This is a genomic window from Pseudoalteromonas sp. Z1A8, assembly GCF_011378855.1.
Taxonomy (GTDB): Bacteria; Pseudomonadota; Gammaproteobacteria; order Enterobacterales; family Alteromonadaceae; genus Pseudoalteromonas.
In genome coordinates this window covers 82130-102311 of the sequence record NZ_WTLB01000003.1, presented here as the reverse complement: position 1 = coordinate 102311, position 20182 = coordinate 82130, and the positions used below count along the sequence as shown (strand labels likewise).

Here is a 20182-nt window from a genome sequence, read left to right as displayed (position 1 = left end):
TGCCTATTAAATGATGTTAATAGGCGTTTTTATGAAAGCTTATAAGCTTTCTATTTTAGTTTTTTGCTCGAGTAACTTAGTTTTAGCATCGCTAAACTCAGCTAGTTTTGCGTTTTCTTTAGCAAGTACAGCTTCTGGCGCATTATTAACAAACTTTTCGTTAGCAAGTTTGTTTTGCACTTGTGCTAGGCCTTTTTCAGCTTTTTCGAGTTGCTTATTAATACGTGAAAGCTCAGCTTCTACGTCAATTAAGCCTGCCATTGGGATCATGATCTCAAGGTTGCCAACATAAGACGTTGCACATGCTGGTGCGTCATCTTTGTTTTCAAGCATTGTGAACTCTTCAATTTTTGCAAGTGATGCTAAAAATGATTTATTTTCTTCAATGCGGCGCATGTCGTCGCTCGATGCATTAGCAAGTAACACGCTAAGCGGTTTACTTGGACTAATATCCATTTCTCCACGAATATTACGAATAGCTAAAATGAATTGTTTAACCCACTCTAAATCTTCCATTGCTTTGGCATCAACGCTTGCTTCATTATATACAGGGAACGGCTGAACCATAATGCTGGTGTTTGCTGTTTCAAGGCCTGCAAGTGGTGCAACACGCTGCCAAATAGTTTCAGTGATGTATGGCATCATTGGGTGCATTAAACGCAGTAAGCTTTCAAGTACCGTTATTAGCGTATGGCGTGTACCACGTTGCTGTGCTTCATTACCTTTAAACAATACTGGTTTAGTTAGCTCTAAGTACCAATCACAAAATTGGTTCCAAGTGAATTCGTAAAGCGTGTTAGCAGCTAAGTCAAAACGGTAGTTATCTAGATGTTCTGTGTAGGTTTTAACGGTAGCTTCATATTGACCTAAAATCCAACGGTCAGCTAATGAGAACTCTTTATCAGCACCGCTTGCAAAACCACAATCTAGCTCTTCTGTGTTCATTAATACGTAACGGCTCGCGTTCCATAATTTATTACAGAAGTTACGGTAACCTTCTAGGCGGTTCATATCCCAGTTTATATCACGACCGGTTGATGCCATTGCAGCAAGGGTAAAGCGAAGGGCGTCGGTGCCGTGTGCTTCAATACCGCCAGCAAATACTTTACGCGTATCTTTTTCGATTTTAGCGGCAAGTTTTGGCTGCATCATATTACCAGTACGTTTTTGTACTAGGTCTTCAAGTTCAATGCCGTCAATCATGTCTAGTGGGTCAAGTACGTTACCTTTTGACTTAGACATTTTATCGCCATTGTCATCACGTATTAAGCCGGTTACATACACGGTTTTAAACGGAACTTGTGGTTTGCCATTTTCGTCTTTCACAAAGTGCAGCGTCATCATAATCATGCGCGCAACCCAGAAGAAAATAATATCAAAACCCGTTACCAGCACGTCAGACGGGTGGAAGGTTTTTAAATCATCGGTATTTTCTGGCCAACCTTGTGTAGAGAACGTCCAAAGCGCTGATGAGAACCACGTATCAAGTACGTCTTCGTCTTGGCTTAATGTTACGCTGTCTGCAATGTTGTTTTCACGGCGTACTTCAGCTTCGTCGCGACCAACAAATACGTTACCTTCATTGTCGTACCAAGCTGGGATGCGGTGACCCCACCAAAGCTGGCGTGAAATACACCAATCTTGTACGTCGTTCATCCACGAAAAATACATGTTTTCGTATTGCTTAGGTACAAATTGAATGTCGCCGTTTTTAACTGCGTCTTTTGCAGGTTCAGCAAGTGGTGCAACACGTACATACCATTGGTCGGTAAGTAGTGGCTCAATTACCACACCAGAGCGATCGCCGTAAGGAACGGTTAAACCATGGTCTTCAATTTTTTCAAGTAGGCCTAGCTCTTCAAATTCTGCCACAATTGCTTTACGTGCAGCAAAACGATCAAGTCCATGTAGGCGCTCAGGAATTGGCGCGTCAAACTCAAGCTCTTTACCGTCAAAGGTGTATGTTTCACCTTGCGTTAAAATAGCGGCGTCTTTATCGAAAATGTTGATCATCGGCATTTGATGACGCTTGCCCACTTCGTTATCGTTAAAGTCGTGCGCTGGTGTTATTTTTACACAACCTGTGCCTTTATCTTTATCGGCATGTTCGTCAGCAACAATTTTAATACGACGATTAACGATTGGTAATAAAATCTCTTTACCGATTAAATCTATGTAGCGTTCGTCATCTGGGTTTACTGCAACACCCGAGTCGCCAAGCATGGTTTCTGGACGGGTTGTAGCGACTACTATGTAGTCTTTACCGTCTTGCGTTTTAACGCCATCAGCTAGTGGGTAACGTAAATTCCACATGTGGCCTTTTTTGTCTTTGTTTTCAACTTCAAGATCAGAAATAGCAGTGTGTAATTTAGGATCCCAGTTTACTAGGCGCTTGCCACGGTAAATTAGGTTTTCTTTATGAAGGCGTACAAACACTTCTTTAACGGCTTCAGATAAGCCATCGTCCATTGTGAAACGTTCACGATCCCAATCAACCGATGCGCCTAGGCGACGAAGCTGCTTGGTAATAGTGCCACCCGATTCTTTTTTCCATTCCCAGATTTTATTAATAAAATCTTCGCGGCCTAAATCGTGGCGTGTTTTGCCTTCTTCGGCATGCAGTTTACGCTCAACCAACATTTGCGTTGCAATACCTGCGTGGTCAGTACCTACTTGCCATAATGTGTTGTTACCTTGCATACGTTTAAAACGCGTTAGGGTATCCATTATTGTATCTTGGAAGGCGTGGCCCATGTGTAAACTACCAGTGACATTTGGCGGCGGGATCATAATTGAATACGGTACGCCTTGGCCAGATGGCTTAAAGTAGCCTTTTTGTTCCCAGTCTTGATATAGAGACTGTTCAATATCTTGCGGATTGTAGGTTTTATCCATTACACAGAACCTTAAATAAGTACTTAAATTAGTTGGTTAGTTTGCCTGATTGGCTAGCTATTTATATCTTGCGTGGTGAGATTGGCACCGAGTTGGCGTAGCTTTTTAAAACGCTCGCGGGCTGCTTGTTTAGCAGCTGGTTCTACGGGTACAAAATCAAAAACTTGGTTAAACCGACGAATGTAATCCGGTAACTGAGTAGCCAAGTTAATTAAAACTTTACGATTGCCAACAGGTGGCGTAATACCAATTTCTACCGGTGCGCCGCCTTTAGGGCCTTCACCTTGTAAATTATGTGGCACAAAACTATCGGGGTCGAATGCCCAAATTATTTCATCAATGGCACAGGCTGCTTCGTTATCGTTGACACAAATAAACACACGCTGCCCATTTCGATACTGTTCGGCCGCAATTTGAGCAGCCAAAGCAAAATGATCTTCAGCTTTAGCTTTAGACTCATCTTGTTGCTTTAGAACGAAAAATTTAGCGTTCATGTTCATTGTATCGGGGTTTCCCATGACATTGAATGCATACCAAATTGATATACATAAATTAAGAGGCAGATTTTGCCATATAACGGGGTTTGCTTCAATTAATACACAAATAAATAAGGCGCCAAACGGCGCCTTATAAACAGATATTAATTTAAACTAAACGTTTAATCTTGAGCGGCTTCACTTACACCAGCTCTATTTAGTAAATACTGAGTAAGCATAGGAACAGGACGACCCGTTGCGCCTTTTTTAGCGCCACTGCGCCAAGCTGTACCGGCAACATCTAAATGTGCCCAATTATACTTTTTAGTAAATTTAGATAAGAAACATGCTGCAGTAATAGTACCCGCAGAGCGTCCACCTAAGTTCGTAAAGTCAGCAAATGGGCTATCTAGTTGATCTTGATAGTCATCCCATAATGGTAACTGCCATGCGCGGTCACCACTTTGCTCAGACGCTTTTAATAAATCGTGTGCAAGTGGGTTATGGTTTGATAGTAAACCAGTCGCATGCGCGCCAAGGGCTACAATACAAGCGCCAGTAAGCGTTGCTACGTCAATCACTGTATCAGGATTAAAGCGTTCAACGTACGTTAGTGCGTCGCACAATACTAAACGACCTTCAGCGTCGGTGTTTAACACTTCAACTGTTTGCCCCGACATTGTTGTTAAAATATCACCCGGGCGATACGCGTTTGAGCCAGGCATGTTTTCACAACCAGCTAAAACACCAATAACGTTAATTGGCAATTGCATTTGTGCAAGTGCACGCATTGCGCCAATAACACCTGCAGCACCGCCCATGTCGTATTTCATTTCGTCCATGCCTTCGCCTGGTTTTAATGAAATACCGCCTGAGTCAAACGTTAAGCCTTTACCAACAAGTACAATAGGGGCTTGGTCGTCAGCCGCGCCTTTGTAGTTAATAATCGACATAATTGATTCGTTATCACTACCTCGGCCAACAGCTAGGTAAGAATTCATACCTAGTTCTGCCATTTGCTTTTCGCCAATAATATCAACAGTGATGTTGTCAAAATTAGTTGCCAACTCTTGCGCTTGCTCGCCTAAGTACACTGGGTTACAAATATTTGGTGGCATATTAGCCACGTCTTTACACAACTTACTACCTGCAGCAATGGCTAAACCATGCTCAATAGCACTTTCGCCAATCGTTAGTTCGCGTCGTGTTGGTACGTTAAACACCATTTTACGAAGTGGACGACGAGGGTCTACTTTTTTACTTTTTAATTGGTTAAACGTATATAAGCAATCTTGCGTTGTTTCTACTGCTTGACGTACTTTCCAGTAAGTGTCGCGACCTTTAACGTGTTGCTCTGTTAAAAAGCAGACTGCTTCCATAGAACCTGTTTCGTTTAAGGTATTAATAGTTTTAGAAATAATTTGTTTATATTGTTTATCATCAAGCTCGCGCTCTTTACCACAACCAACAAGCAATATGCGCTCGCTTAATACATTGGGTACATGATGTAATAATAAAACTTGGCCTGGCTTACCTTCTAAGTCGCCACGGCGAAGTAAATTAGAGATATAGCCATCACTAATTTTATCGAGTTGTTCACCAATGGGGGATAACCTACGTGGCTCGTAAACGCCAACCACAATACATGCGCTGCGCTGTTTTTCTGGGCTACCACTTTTTACGTTAAATTCCATTGTCACTCCTGATTTTGAGTCATTTAAGTTAGTAAGTTGGGGCTAAAAAAGTATTTTCTAGTCTTATCTACGTAACTCATGTAAGGATAATTCTTATTTTAGCTGATTTTGTTAGACTCTTACTGTGTAATTGAACTTTATATGCTTAAGGGCTACTAATGCAACATTATATCGTGCACTTAGGTAGGATAATTAATTTTGATGGCTTATAATAATAGCCTATTTGCCAGTATTAATTAGGTAAAATAGCTATTTGACTATTCAATTCTCACTATCGTAGTGATATTCCATGTTTAACAGGGGCGAGCATTGCTAATTTTTCGTTATTTGACCGCTGAGGTTTTAAAATCGCAGGTCGCCGTATTTTTAACTTTGATGACGATTTTTTTGTCACAAAAGTTAGTTGGTATTTTAGGCGATGCCTCTGAGGGCAGTATTCCTGCTAAATTAGTGCTATCGATGATTGCGCTAAAACTTCCACAACTAGCCTCGCTAATACTACCGCTGAGTATATTTTTAGGTATTATTTTGGCTTACAGCCGTATTTATGCAGACAGCGAAATGACCGTGCTTAAAGCCTGTGGCGTAAGTGAATGGTATGTTGTGCGCGTAACGCTTATATCAAGCGTTGGACTTGCCATATTAGCTGCTGCACTAACTATGTATATAGCGCCGTGGGCAAGCGAGCAAGAGTATCAATTAAAAGAACAAGCCAAAGCAGATGCTGGGTTATCGGCACTTCGGGCTGGGCGGTTCCAAGAAACCGGTAACGAAAAAGCCGTGGTGTTTATTCATAATATTGAAAAGGGCGGCAAAGAGCTCAATAAGGTATTTGTTGCGCAGTTACCCGATAGCGAAAAAGGCAACCTAGCGCGCTTGGTATATGCAGAGCAAGGTGTTGTGGTTGAAGCCGTAAATGGTGAACAACAACTAGTGCTGACTGACGGGAAACGCTACGAGACTGACGGCACAACGCCTGCACTTAATTTAACAGAATTTGATGGTTACAGCGTACAAATACGAGAACAAGAAATAGAGCACCAGCGTCGTAAGTTAGAGGCTGTGCCAACCAATCAATTACTCGCAATTAATACGTCAGAATCTATAGCGCAGTGGCAGTGGCGATTAGCTATCCCGCTTTCCATCCCGTTACTTACTTTATTGGCAGTGCCGCTAAGTGTGGTTAACCCTCGCCAAGGTAAATTTGCAAAACTAGTGCCTGCTATTAGCTTGTACTTAGGCTACTTTATTTTACTAAATGCCGCTAAATTTGCAGTTGAAGATGGCAAAATCCCGCCTTCAATCGGCTTGTGGTGGATTCATCTTAGCGCATTGTTTATAGGTGGGTTATTAATTATAAAAGGGCGACCACTGGGCGCTTGGCTTAAAGCCGTTATAACTAAGCGGGAGTTAGGCGCATGATGAAAACGCTTGATTGGTATTTAGGCCGTAGTGTTTTACAAACAACAGGCTTTGCGTTGCTAGTGCTTGTTGGCATTAGCACCTTAATTAAATTTATCGACCAGTTAAAGTCGGTAGGGCGCGGCAGTTACGATTTAATGACTGCAATGCTTTATACGCTTTACACAATACCCGGCGATTTAGTGGTGTTTTTTCCGATGGCTGCGCTGATAGGTGGCTTAACGGGTTTAGGGGCGCTTGCCTCAAACAGCGAGCTGGTAGTAATGCAAGCCGCTGGTATGTCGCGCTTACAAATAATTGGCTCAGTGATGAAAACCGCCGTATTCATGGCTGTATGCATGATGGCACTTGGCGAATGGGGCGCACCTGAAGCACAATTGCACGCTAAAGAAATGCGTAACCAAGCAATACATGGCGGCGATGTGTTTAATACACAAAAAGGTGTATGGGCTAAAGACGGCAGCAACTTTATTAATATTGAAGACGTTGATGAAAACGGCAGGCTTAACGGGGTGCATATGTACCACTTTGATAAATCGTTAGAGCTTACCCAAATTACTAAAGCAAGAGATGCACTGAGCCGAAAAGATGGCTGGCTACTTCGTGACGTTAACAAAGTTATTATCACTAGCGAAAAAACGACAACAGAGCAACTGCCTGAAGAGTTTTATCCTTCGCAACTCACAGCTGAAAAGTTAGGGGTTGTTTCGGTAAAACCAGAGTCGCTTTCGTTCACTGGGCTTTGGTCATATTTAAGTTACCTAGAGCAAAACGAACAAGACACAAGTACCTACGAACTGGCTCTATGGCGTAAGTTGATGCAGCCTATATCTGTTGCGGTAATGCTGCTGGTGGCGCTGTCGTTTATATTTGGCCCGTTGCGTACAGTAACAATGGGCGCACGTATTATCATGGGCGTTGTAACGGGGATTGTGTTTCACTTAACTAATGAAATATTTGGCCCTGTAGTTATGGTTTACCAAATACCTGCCATTATAGGTGCGGTATTGCCCAGTATTATATTTATAGGCTTTGCGACCTATTTGATGAATAAACGGGTATAGATTTACTTATTCGAAGTACGAAAAAGGGTGACCACTGGTCACCCTTTTTGCTTTTTAACTACTGCTTAATTACCGCTTAACTCACGATTTGAAAAGTTAGTATTAATCAAGCTCACTATAAATACGTCTGTTTTCTTCTTTAGTAAGCGCAATAACTTCTGTTTTAGAGATGTAATCTTGCAGTGCTTTTTTGTTTTTAAAATCGACTAACACCACCAAATTACCTAAACCGAGTAAAGCGCTAACGCTGCGGATAATTGATTGCGGCCAGCTAATTAAATTACCCTCAAGAGTTTGTACTTTTAAACGCCATGCACGCATGCCAATGGTTTGCCCGCTTTTAGTCCAAAAGTAGCCAAAAAATACTAAGGTAACAATAATTAAAAGGGCGGTACGAATACCCGAAAGAAGATTTGAATTTTGAATAAAGGCAGATACATCCTCTGCGCCATTTAAACTAATTACATCGAGAGAAATAAGCCCTTGTACTGCAAATAAATACAGCACTACAGTTAACATCGCAAACGCAATAATGGCTAACGTATCGTAAACTAACGACGCAAAACGGCGCCAAAAACCAGCACGTGGAAACTCACCCGACATAAATACACTCTCACTATTAATATGCGGGGTAGTTTAGCAAAAAAGCTTACAAATACTAAGTTATGTTAATGCTTAGAGAGGGAATTGATTTTATTACTTAAAGTTATTACCTACAGGGGAAATGAAAAAGACCCTGCTATTGGTAGCAAGGCCTTTTAATTTATAGCGGATTTAACCTAGCTTTATAGCAAGGTATTTTATATCGTCACCACTTATTTGCGGTAAAAAATAAATATCGCCGTATTTAAAATACTGCTGCGAGTTAATTATTACGGCCTGTGCTGCCTGAGGCAATGAATCGTAAGTTTGGCCCAAGCTATAATCATTCACATTCCCCACTTTTATTGCCTGATTAAGACGGGTTGGTGGCTCATCAACCACTGTATAGCCGTCATTATTTGCGACGTAGTACACATTTTGATAAGTGTAGTAAGTCGTATTATGGCGCTTAAAATGCCTGTAATTTCTTGGCAACGTATTAATACGTAGGCCTCTAGGTGGTGTAACTACATGGTAGCCTCTTTTAGCTTTACGGTAGTAAAGGCCGTCATTAAACGTAAACGAAATACCATTAAATCTAATAGAGGCACTATTGCGCGGCAAATGATTTATAAATCGATTTTGTCTGTAAGAGACTGAATTATGATGGTTTGTTAAATAGTTATATTTGCGCTGGTTGTAGCGGTATTGTTCACGCTTTTCCTGCTTGTGCTTTGCGAGTCTACGTTTTTCTTGCTTACGGTCTTCTCGTTTTTCTTTTTTATGTTCAATACGCTGCTTTTTTTCATGGCGGCGTTCATCGCGTTTATATTCAACACGTTTGTCGTGATCACGTTTAAAGCTTTTATCATTCTCTCGCTCGTTTGGTGCTCCAAGCGCAGAGCCTGATACTGCGCCAATGGCTAGCAGTGCAGGTAGTAAAAAAGTAAGTTTCATAGTATTGCCTCGTTTATGTTTTTACATAACTGGGTTCAATACTAGCGGTTCAAACTGAATGTTAACTGACATACAACAGCAAACGGAGCTATGCTTACAGCTTTTTACATTTTACTGACGGTTCTTGACATAATCTCTAGTTTTTGACGATTTTTAAGGGTAATTCTGTTCTTTTTAAGTATATTTATTATGAGAGATATTTTAATAATATTGCTATTAAATTATGTACTTGGACTTTTTTGTTGTGCTTAGAAAACGTTATTTCCGTGCACTTTTAGATGTGATAATACCAATAATAGAGTTTAAGTGGTGTAAAAAGCTAAGTTTGCGGCGCATTGTTTATTGCCGCAAACATGACTTTATATTTTAAAGTGCGCATTTATCTTTTAATAAATTTAAGGCTAGGGTGATACGTTATGACATTAACTTTAACAAATGCTGTGTTATTAACGTTTCTTTTAACAACTTTAACTGGAACATACCAAACTACCTTAGTTTGGTTAATTTTTTTCAGTTCTCGTTTTAGCTGAACCTTTTTATATTCTTGCTTTGTATATCTATCATGTGGTGCTGCAAATGCAGAACTAGATAAAGTGCCCATAACTAATAGTGCAGGTAGTATAAATGTAAGTTTCATAATATTGCCTCGTTTGTGGTTAACATGGCTAGTATTGACGTTTGAAACTGAATGCCAACTGCATGCAGGGCAACTGTAGGGAGGCTTTACACCCTTTTACTTATCTTTACTATTCTTGACGCTAATACCATTGCGCAGTAATACTTAATCAATTTGAGAGGTTAAATCTAGCGTTAACTTTATTAAAAAATGACTGCTATACGACTGCATAAATGCAGAAGGTAGAGCAATGATAGAGCAATTGTCGAGAACAACTAATAACAAAATTTTAGCTGTGTTATCAACACCGTTTTCTTACCTCAAAACAGGTAGCTTAATTAAGGTACCAGGTATAAAACCGTATCGGTTCTATACCAATCCCATATATCGTTTAGAGTTTAGGTTGACTACTTTTGATAAAACGGGTAATCGCTATAACCCACTTCGGTACCGCCATACATAGTGGCTGCATCGGCTTCGTTAAACGTCCAATTATTCGCTATACGCTCTGGTAAATCAGGGTTAGCGATAAACGGGCGACCAAATGCAAATAAGTCACCATAACCTTCACCTAAAATACGCACTGCTTTTTCTACTGTGTATTTACCAGCATAAATAATGCGACCTGAAAATTCGGCTCGTACTGCTTTATAAAATTCTTGTGGTAAATCAGGAGCATTTTCCCAATCAGCTTCCGCTATTGATAAGTAAGCAATGCCAGCTTGCTCAAGCACTTTAACGGCTTGTACATAAGTATGATGAGGGTTTGATTCAACAAGTCCTAGATACACTCGTGTTTCATCTGTACTTTCAAATAAAGGAGCAAAGCGAACACCTAAACGGTTAGCGCCTACAACGTCACTTACTGCTTCAACAATCTCTTTTAAAAAACGTAGGCGATTAGTAAGTGTTCCACCGTATTGATCGTCACGGTTATTAGTATGCTCAGAAATAAACTGATTAACTAAATACCCGTTAGCACAATGCAGCTCCACACCATCAAAGCCTGCTTCTAGAGCATTACGTGCAGCTTGCGCATACATGTTTACCAGCTCGCCAACCTCAGTAGTACTTAGTGCACGGGGGTCACTTGGGTCAGCCAATGCGCCTTCACCTGGTGCGGTTTCAATAAATACTTTTACATTGTCAGCCACAATATCTGAAGGGCCAACTGGTTTACCTGAATTTGGTTGCAGTGTGGTGTGCGATACGCGCCCTACATGCCAAAGCTGAGCAAAAATAACACCGCCTTTGGCGTGTACTGCGTGTGTTACTTTTTTCCAGCCTTCAATTTGTGCTTGCGAGTGAATACCAGGTGTCCAAGCGTAGCCTTGGCCACGAGGTTCTATTTGCGTGCCTTCGGTAACCATAAAGCCAGCCGATGCGCGCTGCGCATAATACTCAGCCATTAATTCATTAGGAATATTGCCAGGCTGAGTGCTGCGAGAGCGAGTAAGAGGTGGCATCACAATACGGTTTTTAAGAGTAAAAGGGCCAAGCTCAATTGATGAGAATAAAGGGGCGGTATTAACTGATTCTGATTTCATTTTAAATTCTCTTATAAAGCAAATAAAGGCTTAAATAGTGGTTAAGCAACGTTGGCAGCATAGAGATTTAAAGATACAATTTGAAACAACACTTTTTTGTACAGCATACAATTATGAATGGTATTAGTCGGCTCGATATAAAACAGTTAAGAGTGCTCAGTAGCTTGTTAGAGCTGCAAAATCTGTCGCAAGTAGCTAAAAAAATGGGGTTAACGCAACAAGCCATTAGTGAGCAACTACGAAAGCTACGAGATTTATTTGACGATCGCTTATTTATTCGCCAAGGCAATAACATGGTTGCTACTCCTAAAGCGCAAGGACTCAAGACGCCAGTTAATCATATTTTAAAGCAATTAGAGTCGTTACTAGAGCCCGAGCAGTTTAGTCCGCAAACCTATAAAGGCGTGTTTACCATAAGCGCAACCGACTATGCCACGCAGGCTTTACTACCGCAATTATTTAATATTACCCGTCGCGAAGCCCCCGGTTTAAAGCTGATAGTGCGCGACTTTGCATCCGATAACGTTAATCAACTTATAACGGCAGGCGAGCTTGATTTATTGATTAGCTTTCCAGAATTTATACCTGACAATCTTTCTTATATTACTTTGTTTGAAGAGCAGCATTTGTGTATTACCGGTATAGGTAACACTACTTACACTGAGCCTTTGAGTTTGGCGCAATTTGCAAAGCATTCACAGCTAGTGGTATCGCCATCGCGCGCTAATTTGCGTGGTTCGCACGATCAATGGTTTGAAAGCCAAGGGCTAAAACGTAATATTGTTATGTCGGTACCGAGTTTTTCAGCCGTGCCCGACATTTTACATACAACCGATATGTTAGCGTTTTACCCATCAAGATTATTACCAAATAGCAAAGTTAAGCAACTAAAAATAGAAGCTCTGCCTCCTACATTTAAAGTAATAGCTGCATGGCATCCACGTACTAACAACAGCCCAATTCATAAGTGGTTGATAGAGCAGCTGCAAAATTTATAACGATGTAAAACATCTAAAGTGATTACTTTTTACTGTTAAATTAGCAACCCAATATTTAGATTAAATCATTTAACCCCTCCTTAACCCTCGACCTAATAAGCTATGTGTAATGGTATGAATTAGGCATAGTTAAATGGTTTATTTTACAAAGCACTCAACCGGTTTTTTACTTGCACTTAGTTGCACGCTTGCTGCATGTAGTAGTCAGCCAAGTTATCAAGGTCAAAGTACTGAGCAGTCGCTAGAGCAGTATACTAATTGGGAGTATGCACAAAGTAATGCACAGCACGTAAATTATATTACCGATTTGGTAGATGTAGATGGACTTGACTCGCTTATTGAGCAAGCGATTGCTAATAATCCATCATTTAATCAAGTGCATGTCGCATTAAAACTAGCCTATGCACAGCGTGATGTAACCGCTGCAAGTCAGTGGTTTAGTGTAGATGCAGGATTTGACGCGCAGCGCAGTGAGACCGAAGGCACGCAATATAGCTCATCAGTAGGTATAAGTTGGGAAGCCGATATATGGCAAAAAATTGCTGACAACGTAGCCGCGCAAGATATGACTATTGCCAGTAACCAAGCTACTTATCAAGGTGCTAAAGACACATTAGTAGCGAGTGTTATTCGTACTTATTTAAATATTATTTTGCAGCAAAATTTACTCGATATAGAGCAACAACGTTTAGTTGTTTTACAAAATAATGAGCAAAGTATTGTAGAGCGCTACCAATATGGGTTAGGTGATTTAGAAGCGCTTGATACCGCCCGTACTAGCACGGCATCTACTCGCGCAACCATTGCTAACTATCAAGAACAAATAGCAAAAGCAAAACGTGCTTTAATGCTAATTGTTGGTACAAATAAACTTGAGTATCTGCCAGATACCTTAACACTACCAAACGTTATTGAGCCACTAAGCACCTTACCAGCGCAAGACCTAGCAAGGCGACCTGACTTGCAAAGTGCTTATTACGATATTCAGGCAAAGCATTACTTAGTTGATGTATCGTATAAAGAATTACTGCCTAGCATTTCGCTTTCAGCGTCATTAAGTGATTTAGCAAGCACCCCAAGCCAAGAATTATTAGCCAGCCCAGTGTGGAGTTTATTGGGGAGCTTAAGTGCGCCTTTATTTGAAGGCGGTGCATTACGGGCGCAAGTTGATATAGCAAAACTTAATGCTGAACAAGCATTTTGGCAGTACCAAGACACTCTATTAAATGCGGTAAACGAGGTAGAAAATGCCCTCGGACAGGAGCAGTCATTAACCGAGCAACGACTACAAATAAGCAATGCGCTTGCCAGCGCTAAAAGCAGTTTTAGTAACTATCAAAGTAAATATCAACAAGGCTTGGTTGATATTTTAGATTTGCTAACAGTGCAACAAAAAGTATACGACCTGCAAGCTCAACTTAGTCAAATAAACTACACCCTTTTAACTAACCGCATAGATTTAGGCCTTGCTTTGGGCCTTGGAGTATCGTCATGAGAATTTCGCCAACACCTGTTGTTGTAACCCTTGTTGCAATTATTAGTATAGGGCTTGCTGTTGCGTATAACGCTAAAAAAATGGATGAACAAGCTAATAGCTCAAAATCTGCCACAGTTAGAACTATTGCACCAAATGTATCGGTAATTAATGCTGTTGCGGGTACTTACCAAGCTTATGTGAACGGACATGGTCAAGCAAAGGCGCATTGGACACTGACCTTAAAAGCACAAGTTAAAGGCGAAGTGACTAATATGAGTGAGCAGTTTGCAACCGGAAACTTTGTATCTAAAGGGCAGGTGTTTGCAAAAATAGATAATACTGAATACTTACAAGCCCTCGCAAATGCCAAAGCCACACTCGCTGATGCGAAACTCGCACTGCAAGAAGAGCAAGATCTAGGGGAACAAGCAAAACGTGAATGGGAACGCTCAGGTGTTACGCAAGCGCCAAGCTCACCACTGGTATTTAGAACCTTGCAGCTAGAAGCCGCGCAAGCCACGCTTGATGACGCTCAATATGCACTTAAAACAGCACAGCGTGATGTAAATAATACCCAGCTAAGTGCTCCATTTGATGGCGTTATTTTATCGCGAGATATTGATTTAGGTACTTATGTTGGTATTGGCGATACGCTTGCCACATTAAACAGCACTGACAAAGTAGAAATAACCGTGCCGCTTTCATTGAATCAGTGGCAAAATCTGGCAAATAATAAGTCAAATGAGGTGATTTTAAGTGATGTAGCTACTAATACCAAATGGACTGGCTACATTGAGCGTTTTGAACAACACCTAGACGAAAGCTCTCGCCAGCGCAGCGTTATAGTTGCTCTTGATAAACCGTTTGAGCAAGCGACACCATTATTACCAGGTACATTTTTAGCGGTTGAAATTGCTGGTAAACAATTAAGTAACGTAATTGAACTGCCTGCTTCAGCGGTATCGCAAGATGGCTTAATTTGGTACGTGAATGATAAAAACAACTTAGTAAGCACACAAGCCAATAAAGTATTTGAGCGTGGAGATTACGTATACATTTCACCAATAGAGGGTGTTAGTAATTTAAAAGTAGTTGTGCGTCCACTTGTTAGTTATTTAAACGACATGAGGGTAAATCCAATTGTTGAGGGGGTACAATAATGAGCCCTCATCAACCACCTCAAGTACCTAGCAGTAATAATCCGTTGCACGGTATTATTAACTGGTTTGCAAATAACTCTGTTGCCGCTAATTTATTGTTAATAAGCGTGATTGTAATGGGGATTATGTCGCTTTCTACTTTGCGTAAAGAAGCTTTTCCGAGTTTGGAGCCTGATACTGTTTCGGTGTCAGTTGTTTATGACAGTGGTGATGCATTACAAGCTGAAGAGGGGATTGCGCTCAAAATAGAAGAAGCTCTTGAAACAGTACAAGGTATAAAGCGCATTACCTCTACATCTGATGCAAGCGGCAGCCATGTTAGCATTGAAAAAGAAACAGATTATTCACTCGATGAGCTACTCTTTGATGTAAAAAATCAAGTTGATGCAATTAACAACTTCCCTGTTGATGCTGAGCAACCTGTTATTGATAAAGCGCGCAGGCAAGATCATGCACTAACACTACAGCTTTTTGGGGATGCAGATCGCCATACATTACAAAACCTAGGTGAAAAACTCAAAGCCGATTTATTAGCGCAATCAGGTATTACTGATGTAACTCAGTCGGGTGTTCTCGATCCGATGATGTCAGTAGAAATCGATGAAGGTAAATTACAAGCCTATGGATTAACCATTAGTGACATAAGTGAGGTGATTAATAACGAGTCATCAAGCCCACTATCAACTAGTTTACGCGATAGCAGTAAAATTATACGTCTGAAAGCGGCTGACCAAGCTTACTGGCAGCGCGACTTTGCCAATATCGTTTTACTCACTACCGCATCTGGCGCGCAAATCAAATTAGGTGATGTTGCTATTGTTAGCGACAGTTTTTCTGAAGATAACAACTCACTAAGTCGTTATAACCAACAAAATGCAGTCGGCGTTGAAATTCTAATGGGTGATACCAGCGACATAATCACCATTGTTGAGCAGGCTAATAATGTAATAAAAACGTGGCACGAAAGTGGTCTATTACCTCAAAATGTAGAGCTAGAAAGCTGGAATGACAAAAGCACCATGATCACCGAACGTTTATCGCTACTGACTAAAAACGCGGTGACCGGTATTATTATGGTGTTTGTAATACTAGCCATATTTTTAAATGTACGTGTGGCTCTATGGGTTGCTGGTGGCTTGCCATTTGTATTTTTTGGCACGCTGTATTTTATGACCGATGGCTACACCGCACTGACCATAAACGAAATGACTACCTTCGGCTTTATTATGGCGCTGGGCATAGTAGTAGACGATGCCGTTGTTGTCGGCGAGAGTATTTACACTACACGTAAAAAACATGGCGATACAATAAACAACACGGTTTTGGGTACAATGAAAGTAGCTGTACCGACAATATTTGGGGTATTGACCACTGTTGCTGCATTTATGGCACTGTCGAATGTATCTGGTAATCTAGGTAAAATTTACTCTCAATTTGCCACTGTAGTGACCATCTGTTTACTGCTTTCGCTTGTTGAATCAAAGCTTATATTACCCTCGCATTTAGCCCATGTAAGTACCAAGCGCCAAATTAAAAAAGGGTTAAGTGGGGTATGGTCCAAAATACAACATGGCGCCGATAGCGGTCTAAATTGGTTTAGCAAAAACATTTATTGTAAGGTTATTGAACTCTCATTGCGCTTTAGATATGCAGTCGTTGCTGGGTTTATTGCTTTTTTTATACTCGTCATAGGTATGCCAATGACAGGCGTAGTAAAAGTAGGTTTTTTCCCAAGCATTCTGGGCGATACCGTATCCGCCAACTTGGTTATGCAAACTGATGCTGCTTATGGTCAAACAAACAAAAACTTACTAATGCTTGAGCAAAGTGCAATACAAGCTGAGCAAAACTTAATGACTAAGTTTAATTCAGATAAAAGTGAAATAACCAGTTTACAAGTAATTAGTAGCAGCGATACAAGTGGTACGGTAAGCGTTGAGCTATTAGATGATGGCGCTTTCACTGCAAGTGAATTTGCTCAAGAATGGCAGCGCTTAGCCGCAAGTCCTGAGGGCAGTAAAAAGCTACAAATATTAGCTACGCGTAAAATGGTTGATAATTTTAAAGTTGAGCTTAAAGCATGGGACGACGAAACCGTAATGGCAGCGGGCGCACTATTTAAAGAGCACTTACAAAATACGGCAGGGGTTAACGGAATAGACGACAATTTAAATCCCGGTCAACCGCAGTTAAAATTTACACTAAGCGCGCAAGGTCGCGCCCTAGGTATGGATACCGCGAGCTTATCAAAGCAAATACTGCAAGCCTTTGGCGGCGCAATTGTACAGCGTTATCAACGTAATAAAGACGAAATAAAAGTACGTGTACGTTATCCAGAGAACGCCCGTCAAACACCTGCCGATATTATGCAATCGCGTATCCGATTGCCTGATGGCACCGTTGTACCGCTTGTAAACGTAGCGACAATTAACAGTGAATACCAACACGATGAAATAACGCGTATTGATGGACTTCGTGCAATTTATTTAAGTGCGCAAGTAGATAAAGATGTGATTGCTCCAAACGAATTAGTGGCTGATTTACAACGCGACTTAATACCAGAATTAACTCAGCAATTTCCTACTTTGAATATTCATTTTGCGGGTGAAGCTGAAGAGCAAGACGAAACAACAGGGTCAATGTACGGCATGTTTGTCGCTGCTTTATTAGTTATATATGTACTGTTGGCTATTCCGCTTAAATCGTATGTTCAACCTTTACTGATCATGGTAGCAATTCCGTTTGGTGTAGTTGGTGCAATACTTGGGCATTGGTGGAACGACTTAACCATTAGCATATTGTCATTAAACGGTATATTGGCGCTCAGTGGTGTGGTGGTAAACGACAGCCTATTACTTGTTTCGCGTTTTAACGAACTAACAAAAGAAGAGGATATGAATACGCATGATGCCATAGTTGAGTCGTGTACGAGTCGTCTGCGTGCTGTTTTACTAACCTCAATTACAACTTACGCAGGCTTGGTGCCGCTTCTTAGTGAAACCTCAATTCAGGCACAATTTTTAATCCCTGCGGCTGCATCACTTGGTTACGGTATTTTGTTTGCCACAGTTATTACCTTAATACTTATACCTGCATTATTGATGATTCAAACCGACGCTAAACGCGGTATTGATGCTGTGCTAAAATCGCTAGGTGCTAAAAATAAAACGCAGGAAACAGCCTCTTAATGATAAACGTACTACTGGTTGAAGACGACATCGACTTGGCAACCACCATTGTTGATTATCTCGAAATTGAGTCAATAGAGTGTGACCATGCAAGTAATGGCGTAATGGGCTTAAATTTAATAGAACGTAATCAATATCAAATGATTATATTAGATGTAAACATGCCAAAAATGGATGGTTTAACCATGTGCAAAACATTACGTGAGCGAGGCATTGATACACCAGTATTAATGCTGACAGCGCGTGATAGCCTCGACAATAAGCTTGAGGGATTTGCAGCCGGTAGTGACGATTATCTCGTAAAACCATTTGCTATGAAAGAGTTAGTAGCGCGCGTTAAAGTATTAGCAAAACGCAAAAGTGGTGAGGTAAAGCGCCTTACACTTGCTAATTTAACGCTTAATTTAACCGCGCATACGGCAACTGTTGCGGCGCACAATTTAAAGTTATCACCCATTACTTTTAAGTTATTAGAATTACTTATTAGGGAGCAACAAAAGCCAGTTACCCGACACGCAATTATGCAAGCCATTTGGGGAGACGAGCAGCCCGACAGTAACAGCCTAAAAGTACATATTTACCATTTACGAAAACAGTTAGAGCAAGCTAATTGCCAAGCGGTACTTGAGACAATTCCCAGTGTAGGGTTTGTATTAAAACTAAAAAATGAGACACATGCATGAAAATAAGACCTAGTTTAAGGTTGTACTTTTTTGTCAGCATGATGCTTTTAAGTTCGTTAATGGCTATTGGTTTTTCGTTTTTAAGTGTTAACTATTTTACCGATGGTTTAGACAAAGGCTTGAATGGCGTAATGCATGCACTTTCGCAATCGGCTGAGGTTAAAAACGGGCAACCGAAAGAAATGATTGGTTTTAAAATAGCGAGTCGTTGGGAGGATGTGCCAAATGAGATTAAGAAACGTTTTATAAAGCCTACAGAGCGAGGTATATTGCAAAAAAGCCAAGAAAAAACAGCGTTTTTTTCTATGCCAAAAGACTTATATTTTGTTGTGTATTTTGAAAACCCTGCTGGTGAAGCTCGTTATGTATCACGTATTATGCTTGAGGAAAACCGCCTTCCAAAAAAAGGAAAACCCGAAAAACCAATACAAAGGTTATTATGGATAGCGTTAACGGGGATAACGGCAATAGCGCTGTTTACCTTCTTTTTGTTTATGGTAATGAAAAAGATAGCAAAACCGGTAGAGTCCCTGCGGGGTTGGGCTAAATCGTTAAATCAAACAAATTTACAACAGGCGCCACCTGACTTTACTTACAATGAGTTAAATACGTTGGCAACCTTAGTGCGCAGCAGTTTACTTTCGGCTCATGATAGCCTTGAGCGAGAGCAGCGCTTTTTAAGTTATGCAAGCCACGAGTTACGTACGCCAATTTCGGTTATTCGCAGCAACGTTGAGTTACTGAACCGTTTAAGCGAAAAAGCGCCTTTAAGCGATAAGCAACAACTTACACTGCAGCGAATTGAACGCGCCGGTTTAACCATGAGCGATTTAACCGAGACGTTATTGTGGCTTAGCAGAAATGACGACCAGCAAGGTTCACCAGGGCCTGTAAACTTAGCCGAAAAAATAACGACCTTAGGTAACGAACTCGATTATTTACTCAATTCAAAACAAGTTGATGTACTTATAAATACCGACAATCAAAGTGCGACTATTAATACCGAAGCCACTGCATGCCACATTGTGCTTACTAACTTAATTCGTAATGCGTATCAGCATACGCAACAAGGGCAAGTGCGTATTACTCAACAAGGTAGCCGCGTGATTATAGTAAATAGCAGCGCACAAACTGATACGTCACACGTTACTAATAGCGCAAATAAGCCTACCAATATTGGCTACGGTTTAGGATTAGAGTTAAGCGAAAAAATAATAAAACGACATGGTTGGGTATATGAAGTAAACGACATGCCAGGGCGTTATGAAGTGGTGGTCGATTTTAGTTAATACGCTTTTTTTACATTCAAAAATATTTAATTTAACGCTGAGAATATAAAAAACTTAGTGATAGTAATGTGTTAAGTAATTTGCTAAAACTATAAGTAAGAAAATATGTGAGCGTAACGCGAGTAGAAATGCGT

At 40.7% G+C, this 20182-nt stretch carries 15 protein-coding genes; 8 read left to right on the top strand and 7 right to left on the bottom strand.

Annotated elements, in window-relative coordinates:
• Positions 1–39: 39 nt before the first annotated feature.
• From GQR55_RS02235 to pepA, 3 genes are all read right to left on the bottom strand, one after another.
• Positions 40–2895 (bottom strand): valine--tRNA ligase, encoded by a 2856-nt coding sequence (locus tag GQR55_RS02235; RefSeq protein ID WP_166419287.1) that lies wholly within the window; start codon positions 2893–2895, stop codon positions 40–42.
• 53 nt (positions 2896–2948) lie between these two features.
• On the bottom strand, positions 2949–3395 hold the full coding sequence (locus GQR55_RS02230) for a DNA polymerase III subunit chi (protein WP_166419325.1): 447 nt from the start codon (positions 3393–3395) through the stop codon (positions 2949–2951).
• A 158-nt stretch (positions 3396–3553) separates the two neighbouring features.
• On the bottom strand, positions 3554–5065 hold the full coding sequence (gene pepA, locus GQR55_RS02225; protein WP_024604878.1) for a leucyl aminopeptidase: 1512 nt from the start codon (positions 5063–5065) through the stop codon (positions 3554–3556).
• 309 nt (positions 5066–5374) lie between these two features.
• On the opposite strand from pepA, the gene lptF reads away from it, so the two are divergent.
• The gene (lptF, locus tag GQR55_RS02220; protein ID WP_166419286.1) at positions 5375–6487 is read left to right on the top strand and encodes an LPS export ABC transporter permease LptF; all 1113 of its coding nucleotides are present in this window, start codon (positions 5375–5377) and stop codon (positions 6485–6487) included.
• A complete protein-coding gene (gene lptG / locus GQR55_RS02215) occupies positions 6484–7551 on the top strand; it encodes an LPS export ABC transporter permease LptG (protein ID WP_166419285.1) in 1068 nt (355 codons plus the stop codon). The genes lptF and lptG overlap by 4 nt, the downstream gene beginning before the upstream one ends.
• A gap of 102 nt (positions 7552–7653) precedes the next feature.
• On the opposite strand, the gene GQR55_RS02210 is transcribed toward lptG, so the two are convergent.
• The 4 genes from GQR55_RS02210 to GQR55_RS02195 all read right to left on the bottom strand — a co-directional run bounded on the left by GQR55_RS02210 (position 7654) and on the right by GQR55_RS02195 (position 11253).
• Positions 7654–8154: an RDD family protein gene (locus tag GQR55_RS02210; RefSeq protein WP_007587274.1), complete on the bottom strand. Its 501-nt coding sequence runs from the start codon at positions 8152–8154 to the stop codon at positions 7654–7656.
• 171 nt (positions 8155–8325) lie between these two features.
• Positions 8326–9090: a DUF6515 family protein gene (locus tag GQR55_RS02205; RefSeq protein WP_166419284.1), complete on the bottom strand. Its 765-nt coding sequence runs from the start codon at positions 9088–9090 to the stop codon at positions 8326–8328.
• A 379-nt stretch (positions 9091–9469) separates the two neighbouring features.
• Positions 9470–9727 carry a hypothetical protein gene (locus GQR55_RS02200; protein WP_166419283.1) on the bottom strand — a complete coding sequence of 86 codons (258 nt, stop codon included), beginning with the start codon at positions 9725–9727 and terminating at the stop codon, positions 9470–9472.
• 386 nt (positions 9728–10113) lie between these two features.
• The gene (locus tag GQR55_RS02195) at positions 10114–11253 is read right to left on the bottom strand and encodes an alkene reductase (protein ID WP_166419282.1); all 1140 of its coding nucleotides are present in this window, start codon (positions 11251–11253) and stop codon (positions 10114–10116) included.
• Between the two features lie 80 nt (positions 11254–11333).
• Between GQR55_RS02195 and GQR55_RS02190 the strand changes: the two genes are divergently transcribed.
• The 6 genes from GQR55_RS02190 (at position 11334) to GQR55_RS02165 (ending at position 20048) form a co-directional block, all read left to right on the top strand.
• The gene (locus GQR55_RS02190; protein ID WP_206012013.1) at positions 11334–12251 is read left to right on the top strand and encodes a LysR family transcriptional regulator; all 918 of its coding nucleotides are present in this window, start codon (positions 11334–11336) and stop codon (positions 12249–12251) included.
• A 133-nt stretch (positions 12252–12384) separates the two neighbouring features.
• Positions 12385–13746, top strand: coding sequence for a TolC family protein (locus GQR55_RS02185; RefSeq protein ID WP_166419281.1), 1362 nt, complete (start codon positions 12385–12387; stop codon positions 13744–13746).
• Positions 13743–14888, top strand: coding sequence for an efflux RND transporter periplasmic adaptor subunit (locus GQR55_RS02180; RefSeq protein ID WP_166419280.1), 1146 nt, complete (start codon positions 13743–13745; stop codon positions 14886–14888). Before GQR55_RS02185 ends, GQR55_RS02180 begins: the two co-directional genes overlap by 4 nt.
• Complete coding sequence (locus GQR55_RS02175; protein WP_166419279.1) at positions 14888–18076, top strand: efflux RND transporter permease subunit; 3189 nt, start codon at positions 14888–14890, stop codon at positions 18074–18076. Before GQR55_RS02180 ends, GQR55_RS02175 begins: the two co-directional genes overlap by 1 nt.
• Positions 18076–18759, top strand: coding sequence for a response regulator transcription factor (locus GQR55_RS02170; RefSeq protein WP_166419278.1), 684 nt, complete (start codon positions 18076–18078; stop codon positions 18757–18759). The genes GQR55_RS02175 and GQR55_RS02170 overlap by 1 nt, the downstream gene beginning before the upstream one ends.
• On the top strand, positions 18756–20048 hold the full coding sequence (locus tag GQR55_RS02165; protein WP_166419277.1) for a HAMP domain-containing sensor histidine kinase: 1293 nt from the start codon (positions 18756–18758) through the stop codon (positions 20046–20048). Before GQR55_RS02170 ends, GQR55_RS02165 begins: the two co-directional genes overlap by 4 nt.
• The last annotated feature ends 134 nt before the right edge of the window (positions 20049–20182 follow it).